We start from the raw sequence: 13,961 nt of genomic DNA on the forward strand, positions 1-13,961 counted from the left end.
GTGCTAGAGGCGAGCGAGGGCGACGGTGATGTTGTCCTGGCCACCTTGGGCGTTGGCCCAGTCGACCAACGCCGAGGAGGTTGCCAAGGGCTCCCCGTTGTGGGCCGCAGCGGTCTGACGGACCAGGTCGGCCAGCGGTGCCGCCTCGGAGCAGTAGTTCCACAGGCCGTCCGAGCAGACCAGCAACCAGCCGTGGCCGGTCACCTTCACCGAGGTGGTCCGTGGCGTGTGGTCCGGAGCGTCCTTGCCCAGCCAGCGGGTGATCGCGTGGGCCTGCGGGCCAGTCTCGGCCTCATGCCGAGGCACGCCGGTAGCGATCAGCTCAGCGGCCCAGGAGTCGTCCACAGTCAGTGCCATGGGCTCCGCATCGTCCGGGAACCAGTACGCCCGGCTGTCGCCGACCACACCGGCCACCAGCAGGCCATCCTCCAGCACCGTGGCCACGAACGTGCAGGACGCCGGGTTCGGGCTGTCCGGGCTCGTGTTCTCCAGTACTGCGTCGCTAGCCGCGTCGGCGGCAGCCTTGAGCCGCGCGGCCACCGCGCCGATCCGCGAGGACTCGGTCCCCAGGCCCTGCGCCCGGCCGGCCACCAGTACTTCGCGCGCCGCGCGGGCAGCAGCCAGGCTGGCCACGTCCGAGTCGAGGGACGAACTGACTCCGTCGCAGACCACCAGCAGGGCGCGGCTCCCCGGCTCGGCGTCGGCCGCGATCGCCATCGCGTCCTCGTTGCGGCTGTGCCGGATGCCTCGATCGCAGGTGCCGGCGACCCAGGTCGCAGGCTGCTCGGTGAAGTGGTCCCGGGGCTTGGCGGCCTTCGTGCCGCAGTTCTCGCAGTAGCCCTCGGGCCCGATCACTCCGCCGCAGGAGCGGCAGGGACCGGCCGGCGGGGTCGGAGCGGTCGTGCCGGGATCCAGCTCGACCGTCGGCTCGGTGTCGGTGTCGATCGCCGGCGTGCTGGGCGCGGTCGGGGTGAGCTCGGCCCCACACGCCTCGCAGAAGCGGTCGGCGTCGGAGATCGGCCCGCCGCAGCTGGGGCAGGCCGTCTGGGTCTTACTCGTCATCGCAGCGTCCATCCTCGAACTTCGTTGGCCTGGTCGACCAGAGCGATCCGTTCCTGCCTGCTGTCCGCGTGCCCGGCGAGCTCACGGTAGGCCTCCTCCAGCCCGGTGCGCAGTTCCGGCTCGGTCGCCTCCCGTCCGGCGATCCGCAGACCGGGCTGCGGGCCCTTGCCGAGCACCTCGTACAGAGCGGTCTGGAAGACGTTCGCGGCCAGGCTCGCCCGGTCGACCGGGTCGATCGTCAGGCTCTCGATGTTGCTCATCGCCTCGGCCAGCGCAGGAAGACCACGCCCTGATCCTGCCAGCAGACCGGCTCGCTGACGGCGAGCCCGGACGAACGCGCCGCTGGTCGGCGGCACCAGGTCGAGGGCGCCCACGGCGCCGTCGAGGTCGCCGCGGCTCGACCGGATCGCCGCCAGCCCGAAGGCCGACGGTGCGATGTAGTTGGCGTCGGTGCGGGCACAGGTCAGGTAGAGACCCTCGGCGACGTCGAACTCGCCGCTGATCTCACAGGACACCGCCAGCGCGAGCTTGGGCGCCAGCTCGCCTGGCACCTGGCCATAGACGGCGTTGAAGGCCGACTGCGCCGCAGCCGAGTCGTTGCGGGCCAGCGCCACGAGTCCGGACATCCAGACCGCGCGCCACTCCCACGGGTCGGCCGCCAGCAGATCGGCGACCGCGGTGTCGACCATGTCGTACCGCTCCGGCCCGATCTCCAGGGCTGCCTGGGCGATCTCCAGCAGGATCTGCGCGGAGGACTCCGGCGCGTCGACCAGTAGTTCCAGCCGCTTCTGCGGATCCGGCACGCTCACCGTCTTCAGCCAGCCGGCCATCTTGTCGCTCTCGTCCGGCGCCAGCGACGGCAGCCGCCGCCACGGTTCGGCGGCCTCACCCAGACCGGCCGCGAGGTCACCCGGGCTGCCGAACAGGATGGACGAGGTGGAGTGCTGGGCCGCCTTCACGCCCAGCTTGTCGGCGACCACCTCCCGCAGTACGCCGAGCAGTTGGACGCGGAACTCGTCGGCCGACACGAACCGGTCGGCCGGGTCGGGCGCGCAGGCCTTCACCAGCAGCCGGTAGACCGAGTCGTACTTCTGGAACAGCGGCACCTCCGCCACCGGCGGCAGCGACGCGATGTACTTCGACTGGTAGCCGCGGAACTCGAACGCCAGCACGCACAGGGTCCGGCCGAGCGTGTAGATGTCGGAGGACACCGACGGCCCGACCTCGGCCACTTCCGGCGCCTGGAAGCCGACCGTGCCGTAGATCGCGGAGTCCATGTCGTCGATCCGGCGGACACCGCCCAGGTCGATCAGTTTGACCGCGTCGCCGACCTGGATGATGTTGTCCGGCTTGAAGTCGCAGTAGACCAGGCCGAGATCGTGCAGGTAGGAGAAGGCCGGCATGATCTCGAGCAGGTAGGCGATCGCCTGGTCGACCGGCAGCGCGTCGTACTCGCCGTGGTTGGCCGCCATCCGCTGCTTGAGCAGGGTCTTCAGCGACGTGCCGCCGACGTACTCCATCACGATGTAGCCGGCGCCGTCGTGGGTGACGAAGTTGTAGATCTCGACGATCAGTGGGTGCTCGACCCGGGCCAGGAACTGCTGCTCGGCGATCGCGGCGGCGACGGCGTCGGGGTCCTCGGAGTTCAGCAGGCCCTTCAGCACCACCCAGCGGTCGGACACGTTCTGGTCCTGGGCCATGTAGATCCAGCCGAAACCACCGTGCGCCAGGCAGCCGGCCACCCGGTACTGGCCGCCGACCAGGTCGCCCGCCTTCAGCTTCGGCGAGAACGAGAACGGGCTGCGGCATTTGGGGCAGAAGCCGTCGGTCCGGCCGGGCTGGTCGCCCCGGGAGCGGCCGACCGGGTTGCCGCAGTTCGGGCAGTTCCGGCGCTCCTCGGGGACCATCGGGTTGGCCAGGATCGCCTTGCTCGCGTCGATCGCGGGGATCGGTGGCACATGGGTCAGGCCGGCACCGAGCCGGGCCCCGCGCAGGCGGGTGGACGATGTACCGAGGCGGCGGGTGAGCTTGGAGCCGGCCGCGGCGGCGCGGGCTGAGCCCAATGGGGTCGAGGCGAGTCGGTTGGACGCGCGTGACACCGTCGAGGCGCTACTGATCGGGTCTGGCGCGCTTGCGGCGGCAGCACCGCCGGGGGAGCCGCAGACGTCGCAGTAGCCGTCCATGATCGTCCCGGAGCAACCAGGTTGCGTGCAGGCGCCGGACGCCGTCGGTGGTCCCGAGATGCCGGGGGCTCCCGAAATGGCCGAAGCACCGGGAGCGGAGGCAGCCGGGGCCGAGGTAGCGGCTGGTGAGCCGCAGACGTCGCAGTAGCCGTCCAGGATCGTTCCGGTGCAGCCCGGCTGGGTGCAGGCGTTGGTCGTCATGTCGTCCCTCGCTTCGGTCCAGTGGCAAGACTGGTTTCCAGGTAGGTCTGGTACGCCGCTACGAGTGCGCCAAGCCGAACCAGGTTCACTGGTTCCGCGTCGAGCACCTCGCGGCCGCGCCGGTAGAGCTCTGCCAGGTCTTCGGTGGTTCCACTGGTCCGAGCGACGCTGCCGGCTTTCACCTGGTAGGCGTCCAGCCGCGCGGCCAGTTCGTCCCTGCGCTCCAGTGCGGCTCCGTACGCCGACTGCGCCTGCCCCAGCGCACGCCGTACTGCGTCCAGCTTGGTCAGGTACTTCTCCAGCTCGGCCGGGGTGTTCGGCACCGGCCCGAGCGCGGTCACATCCGGTACTCCGAGGCGCGGCGCCGGGGTGACTCCGGCGACACAGCGGTCGGCCAGAGCCCGTACGGCCTGGCCTTGCGCCTCGAGCTCGATCCGGACCGCGCGGGCTCTGGCGACGTCGGCCGCCCGCTCGCGGCGGGTGGCGCCGCCGACGATCAGGTCGCGTTCGGTGTGGGCGGCATCGATCTCCAGCGGCCCGATCAGCCCGCCGATGTCGGCGCCACGCTTCGCGCGGTCGGTCAGGTCGGCGACCCGGCGGTCCAGGTCGTGGTGGGTGGCGATCGCCTCGTTGCGGCTGATCGCGGGCTCCCGGGCGACCAGGTCGTTGATCCGCTCCACCTGGGCGCGGAGCTGTCGCAGCCGGGCCGCGAGCTCCGCGTCGCCGGGCGCCAGTTGGAGCTTGGCCCGCAGCGTCGAGGCGAGCGCGTCCGACAAAGTACAGGCCTCAGGCAACGAAACGGCCAGCGAGCCGGCCGCGCCGCCGGTGTCCAGACCGCCCCAGATCAAGGTGGAGATCCGCTCGGTCTCGGTCGGTCCGACCCGGCCGGAGTCCCAGGTGAGCAGGATGAGCTCGTACCGATCGGACACGGCCTTCCAGACCGCCATCGCCAGCACCACGTCCCCGCTCAACGCATCGGCGTCAGCCGAGTGCAGGGCGGCCTGGTCGAGCTCGTCCAGCTCCGCTCGCCGCCGATCCCGCCAGCGCCCGAGCGCGTCGAGGAACGACAGCAGATCCTTGGCGGGGATGCTGCTGCCGATCCTGCCCGGAGGCGCCGGCGCGGTGGCCGTCGGCGTACCTACTGTCATCGTCCGTAAACCGGGGCCGGCGGCACCGCGGGAACCTCGAGCGAAGGACCCAGCCACTTGTCGTACGAGGCCTTCCAGCGGCCGTCGGCCTTCATCTCCTCGAGCACCTTGTTCACGAACTTCACGAAGTCGACCTGGGCCGGGTTCATGCCGAGGCCGTACGGCTCCGCGCTGAACGCCGGTGCCTTGGTGATCCGCGCGTAGGGATCCTGCGCGGCCTCGCCGGCCAGCACGGTGTCGTCACCGGTGATCGCGACGACCTTGCCCTGCTGGAAGAGGACCAGGCAGCCCGTGTCGGTGTCCGCCGTCACCGGGACGACCTTCGGGTTCGCCTTGATCATGTTGTCCAGGCTGGTCGAACCAGCGGGTGCGCAGACCTTCTGGCCGCTCAGCTGGGCCAGCGTCTCCGCCTTCATGTCGCTGCGCACCAGCAGCTTCTGGCCGGAGCGGTAGTACTCGGCGGAGAAGGCGATCTCCTTCCAGCGGGCGCAGTTGATCGTCATGTTGCGGGCGACGATGTCCACCGCACCGGGCGTCCGCGGCGCCTTCAGCACCGGCAGTCGCTGCGGGCTGGAGATCACCCGCAGCTCGACCTTGTTCTCGTCGCCGAAGATGGCCTCCGCGACGGCCCGGATCATGTCGATGTCGAAGCCCTCGATCTTGCCCGAGATCGGGTTGCGCGAGCCGAGGTTGAGGCTGTCCGCGGAGATGCCCGCGACCAGCCGGCCGTGCGCTTGGATCTTGGCCATCGTGGATCCGGTTGGCATCGCACCCGGCGCCGACAGCGGACCGGGGTCGGGGGCGTACGACTGCAGGGGGTTCGTGCAGTCCTGCTTGGCCGGCGGAGCCGGGGTGGATACCGGCGGCGTTTGCTTGACCGGGATCTGCGTCGCTTCGTATGTGGTGGAGCCGCAGGCGGTGGCGGCGAAGAGGAGGGTCAGCGAGGCCGCGATCAGGCGCTTCTTCTTCATCGGTACTCCTCCAGTCGCTGGGAGACGCCCCAGGCGATCAACAGCGCGGCGAGGATGCCGATCGGCAGGCCGAGCCAGCCGATCGGCGGCAGGCCGTCGCGCGCGTCGGACAGCTCGGACTGGGTCGTCTCGCTGAGCTCGTCCAGTTGCTCGTTGGAGGCCTTGTCGAAGGTGGTGAAGGTCGCGTTGGAGGTCGCCTTGCCGCTGCCGATCGCCTTGGTCACCGCGTCGTCCCACCTGCCCTTGTCGTCATCCTCGCGAATCTGCACGTGGACCGCCTTGTAGGCGGACCAGGTGTCCTGCAGCGTCCGGTTGGTGGTGCCGCCGATGGCCAGTTGATCGTCGACGTCCTTGGCCGACTTGACCCAGGCGTCCTGGAAGGCGGTGCCCGAGCCGCGGGCGATCAGCGTCAGGCTCTCGTTGGACTTCGCGTCGTACGCCGCGATCCGGGCGCGGGACAGCGCCAGCGTGTTCGCGTAGGCCTGGTCCTGGGTGTCCTTGGCCGCGTTGGCCGCGCTGGACAGGGACGCGCCGCCGATGACGACGGTCAGCAGCACCAGGACCGCGGCCGCGGCGATCGGCACGTTCACGTACCGGTGGGTGCGCCTGGCCAGCCAGATCAGCCCGAGAACGAGCACGACCAGCGTGACCGCACCACCCAGCAGCAGCCAGGCGTTGCCCCGGCCGACGCCGTTGAACTCGGTGTTGATCCGGTTCTCGTTCGCCTTCACCAGCGCGTCCAGCAGCGGCAGCGAGTCGGCCTGCAGCGTCGCGTTCGCGTCCTTCAGGTACTGCGAACCGATGGGCAGGCCCTGCCGGTTGTTCGCCCGGGCCTGTTCGATCAAACCCTGGTACGTGAGCAACGTGGAGTTGAGCTCGCCGAGCGCCTTCTGGTCCGCGGGCTGCGCGGTGGCCGCCTCGGAGACCAGCCGGGCGGCCGTGGTCATCGAGTCGACGAAGTGCTGACGTTGCGCGGGCGGCTCGAGGCCGCCGACCAGGAACGAGTTGGTGGCGTCGGCGTTGGCGCTGACCAGGTTGGTGTGGATCGACTGGATCCGGACCAACTGGGCGGTGTTGTCCTCAGCGCGCTGCAGGGCGCCATCGGAGGAGCGGAAGCCCTGTGCCGCCGCCGCGCCGAAGAGCACGGCGACGACCGCGAGCGCGATCAGCAGGGCGCGCATCCGGCCCGGCGTACCGTCGAACCAGGCGGCGATCGGTCCAAGCTTCGGCGCGGTCCGGGAGGCCGGAGCCTGCCGGCCCGGTGGCGCGGCCTGCGGGGCCGGTGGCGACCACGTCGCCGGCGGCGGAGGCGCACTGGTTGTCTGGGTCACGCCGTCTCTCCTTGCTCGGACTCACTGTGCTGCTCTTTGGCCGGCTCACTGCCGGCGGTTTCTTCACCGGTGAGCACGTTGTCAGTGAGGTCTTTGTCGGTGAGGTCTTCGGTGAGATCTTCGTCGGTCAGGTCTTCGGCGACGATCTGACGCAGCTGGTCGGTGCTGGGTGCCGTCACGTCGCGCAGCCGCCAGGCGTGCCGCCCGATCGCGGCCTCGAGCATGTTCCGGGCGAACCGGCCGTTGCCGAACGAGCGGTTCCGCGGCGTCGAGGCGAGGATCACCGTGAACTGGTCCAGCGCCTTCGGCGTCAGCTCGTAGTCGGCGCCCTCGGCCAGCCCGATCAGGATGTCGGTGAGTTCCTCGTCGGTGTAGTCGTCGAAGGCGATCGTGGTCCGGAACCGGCTGGCCAGCCCGGGGTTCGCGGCGATGAAGGTCTCCATCGGCTCGGGGTAGCCGGCGACGATCACGACCAGGTCGTCGCGCCGGTCCTCCATCTCCTTGACCAGCGTGTCGACTGCTTCGCGGCCGTACTGGTCGGCGCCCAGCTCCCCGGCGGTCAGGCTGTAGGCCTCGTCGATGAAGAGCACGCCGCCCGCCGCGGACGCGACCACCTCGGCGGTCTTCGTCGCGGTCTGGCCCAGATAGCCGGCGACGAGCTCGGAGCGGTCCACCTCGACCAACTGGCCCTTGGAGAGCAGGCCGAGCGCCTTGTAGATGCCGCTGACCAGCCGGGCGACTGTGGTCTTGCCGGTGCCGGGATTGCCGACGAACACCAGGTGCCGGGTGATGGTCGGGCTCTTGAGCCCCGCCTCGGCCCGGAGCTTCTCAACCCGCAGTACTGCGACCTGCCGGTGCACCTCACGCTTGACGGTCTTCAGCCCGGTAAGTTCGTCCAGCTCGGCCAGTAGTTCTTCTACTGTCCGTTCTGGTTCTGCAGGCTTCTCTTCTACGGGCTTGGCTTCTACTGCTGCAGTCTGTGCGACCGGGCCCGGTGTAGGTGTCGCCTGAATGGGGCGAGCTCCTGCTGCTTGGAGTTGGGCGGCTGCTGCTACTGAAGCGTTGCCGATGACCCGCATGGTGGGTTCACCGAGGCTGCAAGCCGCCGATGCCACCTCAGCCAGCGCCTCGGCGTACGGGATCTTCTCGGGGGACCCCTGCGCCACCAGATCAGTCAGTACTGCGGTCGGCGCCCCCCTCCACCTCCGCCCGCGCACAGCGGAGTTGAAGAAGTCCTGAGTACCCGCGCCCGGTGTCACCGAGGCCCAGTCGGCCGGTGCGCCAGGAGCTGACTCGGCCAGAGCAGCCGCGAGCGACAGTGCCTCAGCCCTGGCTACCTCCTCCGAGACCCCGGCACGTGCGGCAACGGTCAGCAGAGCCGACAGTGCGCCCTGCAGCGAAGTACCCCCCACGCCGCTCATGCCCCTCCTCGTCCCGGTGGTGGTTGTAGTGGTCCCGACCCTGTGTCGGGTGGTGGTGTCGACGGCGTCGGCCCGAGGGCCAGACCACCACCGGTGGAGCCGGTCCCGAACTTCTCCTGCAGGAACCGGCCATGGGCGATCAGGGCCGCGGCATCGGCCCGGTTCACCGCGTCGAACACTTTGTCCATCGTGGAGCCCAAGAGGTCCAACTGGTCGATCAGAATCATCAGCGAGGTCTTGCCGCGGTCCACCGGCCTGCTGTCCGCCCACTGCCGGGGCAGCCGCAGATACCCGCCGATGGCCTCCGGCAGGTAGTCCGTCGCCGTCGCCATCACCGAGTACGCCTGGGCGCTGCCGCCCAGGTTGCCCAGCCGCGGGATGGTCTCCCGCACGATCCGAACCACCCGGTTGACCCGCGACGCGACCACCGCCGGTACCGCGCCGTCCGCGACCAGTTGCTCCACCCGGACCAGGGCCGCCAGCAGGTCGTCGTTGCTGGGCGCGCGGGGAATCGGGGCAGGCTCGGGCTCCGCCTTGCGGCCGGTCAGCCGCGCGAAACTGGTTAGCCTGTTGAAGATGGCACCCAGCGCCATGCAGTCGGTCCCCGCTTCTGGTTTGTCGCCGGCGCCCGAGGTCGTCACCCCGGGCGCTCGTGCTTGGTTCGACGGCCTCAGCGGCCGAGGTCGAGGGTGCCCTGGACGACCCGCTGGTCCTGCCTGGCGACCCGTTCCAGGTAGCTGCGGGACTTGGTCACCTCACCCTCGAGCGTGCCGATGGTGGCGGCCATGCTGTCCAGCGCCTCGACCTTGAAGGTGTCGATCGCGTTCATCGTGGCGTAGATGTTCGCGAACGCCGCCTGCAGTTGCGGCAGCCCGATCGTGGCCGACGCCGCCTGCTGCTGGATCGCCACCGAGTTGTCCCGCAACATCTGCGAGGTCCGCTCGATCATCCCGCTGGTGGTGGTGTTCAGCGCGGTGATCTGGTCCAGCACGAGCTTCTGGTTGCCCAGCGCCTGCGCCACGATCACCGCGGTCCGCAGCGCCGAGACGGTCGTGGTCGAGGCGCGGTCGACGCCCTTGATCAGCTCGATGTTGTTCTTGATCACGATGTCGATGGCCAGGTAGTTCTGGATCGACACGGCGAGCTGGACCAGCAGGTCCTGGTGCTTCTGCCGGACGTAGAACAGCACGTCCTCGCGGAGCGCGCGGGCCTTGTCCGGGTCGGTCGCCTCCAGTTCGGCGATGGTCGCCGACAGCCGGGCGTCGAGCCGCTCGGCGACGTACACGTACTGGTTCAGCCGACCCATCGCATCCCAGAGTTGCTGCTTCTCCAGGTTCAGCGCGGCGTTGTCCTTGCCGAGCTCGTCCTGGCCGTCGCGGAGCGAGTGCAGGATGCCCTCGAGGTGGCTCTGGGCGCTCTGGTACTTGCGGAAGTAGTCCTCGATCTTGTCGCCGAACGGGATCATCCCGAGCAGCTTCTTGGTGCCCGTGGCTTCCTTCGGGTCCAGGTTCTCGACCGTCCGGCGCAGCTCGAGCAGCGTTTTGCCGACCGTCGAGCCCTCGGACAGCCCGCCGCTGGTCAGTGCCCTCACCGGCGACTGCAGCAGCCGGTTCGAGCTCTCCGCGGCGTGCCGGATGTCGACGTCGCCCATGCTGCGGACGTCGCCGGCCTTCTGGGCGAACTCGGGCGACCGCGGCTCGGCGGTCATCAGCGAGGTCAGGAACGTGTCGACCTTGGTGTCGAGACCGGGCAGCGCGGCCGGATCCACGGCGGGTGCCAGGCTCGGAGCGGCGGTCGCGGCTACCGGCTGTGTCGGCGCGGGGGCGGTCAGTACCAGCCCGGGCGCGGTCGCGGCGGGCGGCTGCAGTGGCGACTGTGCGGCTGCCGCCGCCTGCGCAGGTGGTGTCGCGGCTGCTGCGGCGCCTTGCGAGTTGTCAGCTTCGGTCATCGTCGTTCCCCTCCGGTGGCCTGCATCGTGCGTTCACGCCCCTGCTTCTGTGACAAACACCGCCCCTGTCACACACTCCGTGACGCGCACACAATCTACGCGGTTCCCGGTCCGGGAGGGCGGCACCGTTGCGCAGTCGTTGTCAGGGTTCGCGGCGGCGGCTGATCGGGCCGCGGCGGAGAAGTCGCTGGACCTGGCCGAGGACGGTCCGCGGCCGCAGTACGGCGGTGCGGTCGGACGCCGCGTCTCGCATGCCGGTCAGGGTCTCGCGGAGCACGTCCGTCGCGTCGACGGAAGGTGACCAGTCCAGCTCGCGTGCTGCCCGGGAGGTGTCCAGCAGCGGTGTGGCGAATCCGAGGTCGAGCCAGCCGGGGTCGACCTGCTGCAGCCGGGCGTGCCAGCCGGCGGACATGGCCGCGCGGACGATCGCCACCGGAAGGTGCACAGCTTTCGCATCGAGCGCCTCCGCGATGCGCTCGGTGGTGATGGGCGGCTCGGCCGCGAGGTTGAACGCGCCCGGTGCCTTCCGCAGCACGATCCGCTCGATCGCGTCGGCGACGTCGTCGGCGTGGACCATCGGGAAAGTCAGTCCCCGATCCAGTGGCACGACCGGTACCAGGCCGATCGCCGCGGCTGGGATGAGCACCGGTACGCCGTACCGGAGCAGGGCGCTGCCGGCCGAGCGCTGGCCGATGATTCCGGGACGGACGCGGCTGACGACGGTTTGAGGCTCAGCCTGCTCGAAGGTGTCGAGCAGCCGCTCCGCTGCCGCCTTGTGCTGGCTGTAGGGAGAGGTCAGTACGCCGAACGTCGGCCAACTCTCGTCGACCGGGCTGTTGTCGCGCTTGGGGGAGTAGGCACCGACGGAGGACATGTGCACGAGGTGCGGGACTCCCGCGGCCTTGACCGCGTCGAGTACGCGCTGAGTGCCACCGACTCCGACCGCTTCGAGGTACTCCTGGTCGTGGGAAGGCTGGAACGCCCAAGCCAGGTGCACGACGGCGTCCGCCTCGCGGAACGCGTTGCGCAGTACTTCGGCGGAGCTGTCCTCGGTGAGGTCGGCAGCATGCCACGTCACCTCGTCGTACTCACCCGGCTCGGGTAACCGCCGAGCCAGCCCGACCAGGCTGTGATTACCGGCAGCGATCAACCTGCGCAGAAGAGCAGACCCCACGTTTCCGGTGGCACCGGTGATGACGATCCGCATGACAACTCCAAGGACCCTGTACTGACCCACCCCAGGTGCCCCGGCGGGCCGCTTTCACACCCCCTGCTATGCGATCCTCAACGAGGCGCCGACCGCTGGTAGCTGACGAAGGCGAAGCCGTCGTGTTGTTCGCGGGAGGTCTCGGTCCAGGAGGAGCGGTCGAAGTCGGGGAAGGTGACGTCGCCGGCGGGGGACTGGTCGACCTCGGTGAGTTCCAGCCGGTCGGCGTACGGGAGGGCCTGGCGGTAGATCTCGCCGCCGCCCGCGACGTACAGGTCGTTGCCGTCGGCAAACTTAAGGGCGTCGTCGAGCGTGTGCGCCACCTCGACGCCCTCGGCGGACCAGTCCGGCTGCCGAGTGACCACGACCGTACTGCGCCCCGGCAGCGGCCGGCCGATCGAGTCGTACGTCTTGCGGCCCATCACCAACGTATGCCCGAGCGTGAGCTCCTTGAAGTGCCGCAGATCCTCCCGAATCCGCCAGGGCAGGTCGTTGTCCCGCCCGATCACCCCGTTGCTCCCGACCGCCGCGATCAGAATGACGCTCATATCGCGATCGGAGCTTTGATCCCGGGATGCGGGTCGTAGCCGACCAGTTCGATGTCCGCGATCTGGTAGTCGTCGATCGAGTCACGCTTCGCGAGTTGCAGCGTCGGCAACGGGCGCGGGTCTCGGGTGAGCTGGAGCTTGGCCTGGTCGAGATGGTTCAGGTAGAGGTGCGCGTCGCCGAGGGTGTGGACGAAGTCGCCCACCTCCAGGCCGGTCTGCTGCGCGACCATGTGGGTGAGCAGCGCGTACGACGCGATGTTGAACGGCACGCCCAGGAAGATGTCGGCCGAGCGCTGGTACAGCTGGCAGGACAGCCGGCCGTCGGCGACGTAGAACTGGAACATCGTGTGGCAGGGCGGCAGCGCCATCCCGTCCACGTCGGCGACGTTCCACGCGTTGACGATGTGCCGGCGCGAGTCAGGGTTGTTCTTGATCGACTCGATCACGGCCGCGATCTGGTCGACGTGCCGGCCGTCCGGGGTCGGCCAGGAGCGCCATTGGTAGCCGTAGACCGGGCCCAGTTCGCCGTCCGGGTCGGCCCACTCGTCCCAGATGGAGATGTTGTTCTCCCGCAGCCACTTCACGTTCGTCGAGCCGCTCAGGAACCAGATCAGCTCGCCGACCACCGAGCGAAGATGCAGCTTCTTGGTGGTCACCGCGGGGAAGCCGGCGGCGAGGTCGTACCGCGCCTGGTGGCCGAACACGCTCAGCGTCCCGGTGCCGGTGCGGTCGCCCTTCTCGACGCCGTGAGTCAGGACATGGTCGAGAAGATCCAGATACTGCCGCATACCGGTAAAACTAACAGCTGGCAGACTCGCGGAGTGAGTTCTGTGGAGCGCGAGTTCGTGCTGACGTTGGTGCTGCGGGTGGAGAAGGCGGAGCGGCCGGGGCAGACCGACGCGCTGGAGACGGCGGCCGGGCGGTGCTGGCGATCCTGGCCGACGAGCGGTCCAGCGGGGAGGGCGAGTGGGCCGTCGCGATGCGTGACTGGCAGGACGCACGGATCCGGAAGGTCGTACGCCGCGCGCGAGGTGCCGAGTGGCGGCGGGCGTCCGCGCTGCCCGGGATCACCGTGACCGGGGAGACCGCCGTCGTACGGGTGTTCCCGCCGGTGCCGCTGGACGAGGTGCCGAAGGACCTGGCCAAGCTCCAGGTCACCGGCACGGACCTGGAGGACCCAGAGGAGCTACCCGCGGTGGAGGGCGGAGTACCGGTGCTTTGGGTGAACCCCGGTCTGACCATGTCGACCGGCAAGACCATGGCCCAGGTCGGTCATGGTGCTCACCTCGCCTGGTTCGAGCTCTCCGACGCCGACCGCAACGCCTGGGCGGCCTCCGACTTCTCCCTCGCCGTCCGGACCGCCACCCTGACCCAGTGGAAGAAGCTGCTCACGAGCGGGTCTCCCGTCGTACAGGACGCAGGCTTCACCGAGATCGACCCCGGCAGCTTCACCGTCGTCGCTACCACAGGAAATGGGTCATGAACGGCACTGTCTAAGTGTTCGCAGGCCCTCGATGAAGGTCGTTACCGTCCGAGGCCAGGTCACTTCATCGAGGGGAGAAGTCAATGGCCAAACGGATCGCACGACTTGTGGTGGCCGGCGCGATGTCCGCGCTGGTGATGAGCGGCTTGTCGGCCCAGGTCGCGGCGGCGGATCCGCCCTGTTACGAGGGGCAGGTGTGCGTGTATCGCAACGGTGCTCTGCTCTCCAGGTTCGCGCCGATGTACTCGGGGCAGTGCAAGACCCTTCCGACGTACTACGACCGGATCTGGAACCGCTCCGCCATCGTCCAGCGCACCTGGTACAACACCGGGTGCACGGGCGGGAACCTGCTGGTCCAGCAGGGCGAGAACAAGTACATCTTCTCGGTCTCCGTCGGCGGCTACTGACGCAGCCCCGGCCTGCCTGCACTACCGCTGGATGCGGTAGTGCAGGTGGGT

The 13,961-nt window shown here is 69.4% G+C and carries 13 protein-coding genes; 2 read left to right on the plus strand and 11 right to left on the minus strand.

The features are described 5' to 3' along the window. Positions 1–3 precede the first annotated feature (3 nt). The 11 genes from ABD255_RS36670 to ABD255_RS36720 form a co-directional block, all read right to left on the minus strand. Positions 4–1,062 carry a protein phosphatase 2C domain-containing protein gene (locus ABD255_RS36670; RefSeq protein ID WP_344221391.1) on the minus strand — a complete coding sequence of 353 codons (1,059 nt, stop codon included), beginning with the start codon at positions 1,060–1,062 and terminating at the stop codon, positions 4–6. Then, on the minus strand, positions 1,059–3,446 hold the full coding sequence (locus ABD255_RS36675) for a serine/threonine-protein kinase (RefSeq protein ID WP_344221392.1): 2,388 nt from the start codon (positions 3,444–3,446) through the stop codon (positions 1,059–1,061). Before ABD255_RS36675 ends, ABD255_RS36670 begins: the two co-directional genes overlap by 4 nt. Beyond that, positions 3,443–4,594, minus strand: coding sequence for a hypothetical protein (locus tag ABD255_RS36680; RefSeq protein ID WP_344221393.1), 1,152 nt, complete (start codon positions 4,592–4,594; stop codon positions 3,443–3,445). Before ABD255_RS36680 ends, ABD255_RS36675 begins: the two co-directional genes overlap by 4 nt. Then, complete coding sequence (locus ABD255_RS36685; RefSeq protein WP_344221394.1) at positions 4,591–5,565, minus strand: glutamate ABC transporter substrate-binding protein; 975 nt, start codon at positions 5,563–5,565, stop codon at positions 4,591–4,593. The genes ABD255_RS36680 and ABD255_RS36685 overlap by 4 nt, the downstream gene beginning before the upstream one ends. Continuing rightward, a complete protein-coding gene (locus tag ABD255_RS36690; protein ID WP_344221395.1) occupies positions 5,562–6,896 on the minus strand; it encodes a hypothetical protein in 1,335 nt (444 codons plus the stop codon). Before ABD255_RS36690 ends, ABD255_RS36685 begins: the two co-directional genes overlap by 4 nt. Next, complete coding sequence (locus ABD255_RS36695; RefSeq protein ID WP_344221396.1) at positions 6,893–8,317, minus strand: AAA family ATPase; 1,425 nt, start codon at positions 8,315–8,317, stop codon at positions 6,893–6,895. Before ABD255_RS36695 ends, ABD255_RS36690 begins: the two co-directional genes overlap by 4 nt. Next, on the minus strand, positions 8,314–8,958 hold the full coding sequence (locus tag ABD255_RS36700) for a hypothetical protein (protein WP_344221397.1): 645 nt from the start codon (positions 8,956–8,958) through the stop codon (positions 8,314–8,316). The genes ABD255_RS36695 and ABD255_RS36700 overlap by 4 nt, the downstream gene beginning before the upstream one ends. A gap of 29 nt (positions 8,959–8,987) precedes the next feature. Beyond that, the gene (locus ABD255_RS36705) at positions 8,988–10,265 is read right to left on the minus strand and encodes a toxic anion resistance protein (protein WP_344221398.1); all 1,278 of its coding nucleotides are present in this window, start codon (positions 10,263–10,265) and stop codon (positions 8,988–8,990) included. A 142-nt stretch (positions 10,266–10,407) separates the two neighbouring features. Then, positions 10,408–11,472: an NAD-dependent epimerase/dehydratase family protein gene (locus tag ABD255_RS36710; protein ID WP_344221399.1), complete on the minus strand. Its 1,065-nt coding sequence runs from the start codon at positions 11,470–11,472 to the stop codon at positions 10,408–10,410. A 77-nt stretch (positions 11,473–11,549) separates the two neighbouring features. Continuing rightward, entirely contained in the window at positions 11,550–12,020 is a 471-nt protein-coding gene (locus ABD255_RS36715) for a dihydrofolate reductase (protein WP_344221400.1), read from the minus strand. Next, entirely contained in the window at positions 12,017–12,808 is a 792-nt protein-coding gene (locus ABD255_RS36720) for a thymidylate synthase (protein WP_344221401.1), read from the minus strand. The genes ABD255_RS36715 and ABD255_RS36720 overlap by 4 nt, the downstream gene beginning before the upstream one ends. Before the next feature lie 134 nt (positions 12,809–12,942). Here ABD255_RS36720 and ABD255_RS36725 point away from each other — a divergent pair, with 134 nt between their 5' ends. Both ABD255_RS36725 and ABD255_RS36730 read left to right on the plus strand, forming a co-directional pair. Then, the gene (locus ABD255_RS36725; RefSeq protein ID WP_344221403.1) at positions 12,943–13,503 is read left to right on the plus strand and encodes a peptidyl-tRNA hydrolase; all 561 of its coding nucleotides are present in this window, start codon (positions 12,943–12,945) and stop codon (positions 13,501–13,503) included. A gap of 83 nt (positions 13,504–13,586) precedes the next feature. Next, a complete protein-coding gene (locus tag ABD255_RS36730) occupies positions 13,587–13,910 on the plus strand; it encodes a hypothetical protein (RefSeq protein ID WP_344221404.1) in 324 nt (107 codons plus the stop codon). Positions 13,911–13,961 lie beyond the last annotated feature (51 nt).

Origin of the sequence: Kribbella sancticallisti, from assembly GCF_039530625.1 — a bacterium.
In the GTDB taxonomy this organism is placed as follows: Bacteria; Actinomycetota; Actinomycetes; order Propionibacteriales; family Kribbellaceae; genus Kribbella; species Kribbella sancticallisti.

What these genes read in the sequence shown, in the direction of transcription:
- ABD255_RS36680 (WP_344221393.1), bottom strand. Translation starts at nt 4,594, where the DNA reads ATGACAGTAGGTACGCCGACGGCCACCGCGCCGGCGCCTCCGGGCAGG.
- ABD255_RS36710 (WP_344221399.1), bottom strand. Translation starts at nt 11,472, where the DNA reads ATGCGGATCGTCATCACCGGTGCCACCGGAAACGTGGGGTCTGCTCTT.
- ABD255_RS36695 (WP_344221396.1), bottom strand. Translation starts at nt 8,317, where the DNA reads ATGAGCGGCGTGGGGGGTACTTCGCTGCAGGGCGCACTGTCGGCTCTG.
- ABD255_RS36720 (WP_344221401.1), bottom strand. Translation starts at nt 12,808, where the DNA reads ATGCGGCAGTATCTGGATCTTCTCGACCATGTCCTGACTCACGGCGTC.
- ABD255_RS36715 (WP_344221400.1), bottom strand. Translation starts at nt 12,020, where the DNA reads ATGAGCGTCATTCTGATCGCGGCGGTCGGGAGCAACGGGGTGATCGGG.
- ABD255_RS36685 (WP_344221394.1), bottom strand. Translation starts at nt 5,565, where the DNA reads ATGAAGAAGAAGCGCCTGATCGCGGCCTCGCTGACCCTCCTCTTCGCC.
- ABD255_RS36675 (WP_344221392.1), bottom strand. Translation starts at nt 3,446, where the DNA reads ATGACGACCAACGCCTGCACCCAGCCGGGCTGCACCGGAACGATCCTG.
- ABD255_RS36705 (WP_344221398.1), bottom strand. Translation starts at nt 10,265, where the DNA reads ATGACCGAAGCTGACAACTCGCAAGGCGCCGCAGCAGCCGCGACACCA.
- ABD255_RS36730 (WP_344221404.1), top strand. Translation starts at nt 13,587, where the DNA reads ATGGCCAAACGGATCGCACGACTTGTGGTGGCCGGCGCGATGTCCGCG.
- ABD255_RS36670 (WP_344221391.1), bottom strand. Translation starts at nt 1,062, where the DNA reads ATGACGAGTAAGACCCAGACGGCCTGCCCCAGCTGCGGCGGGCCGATC.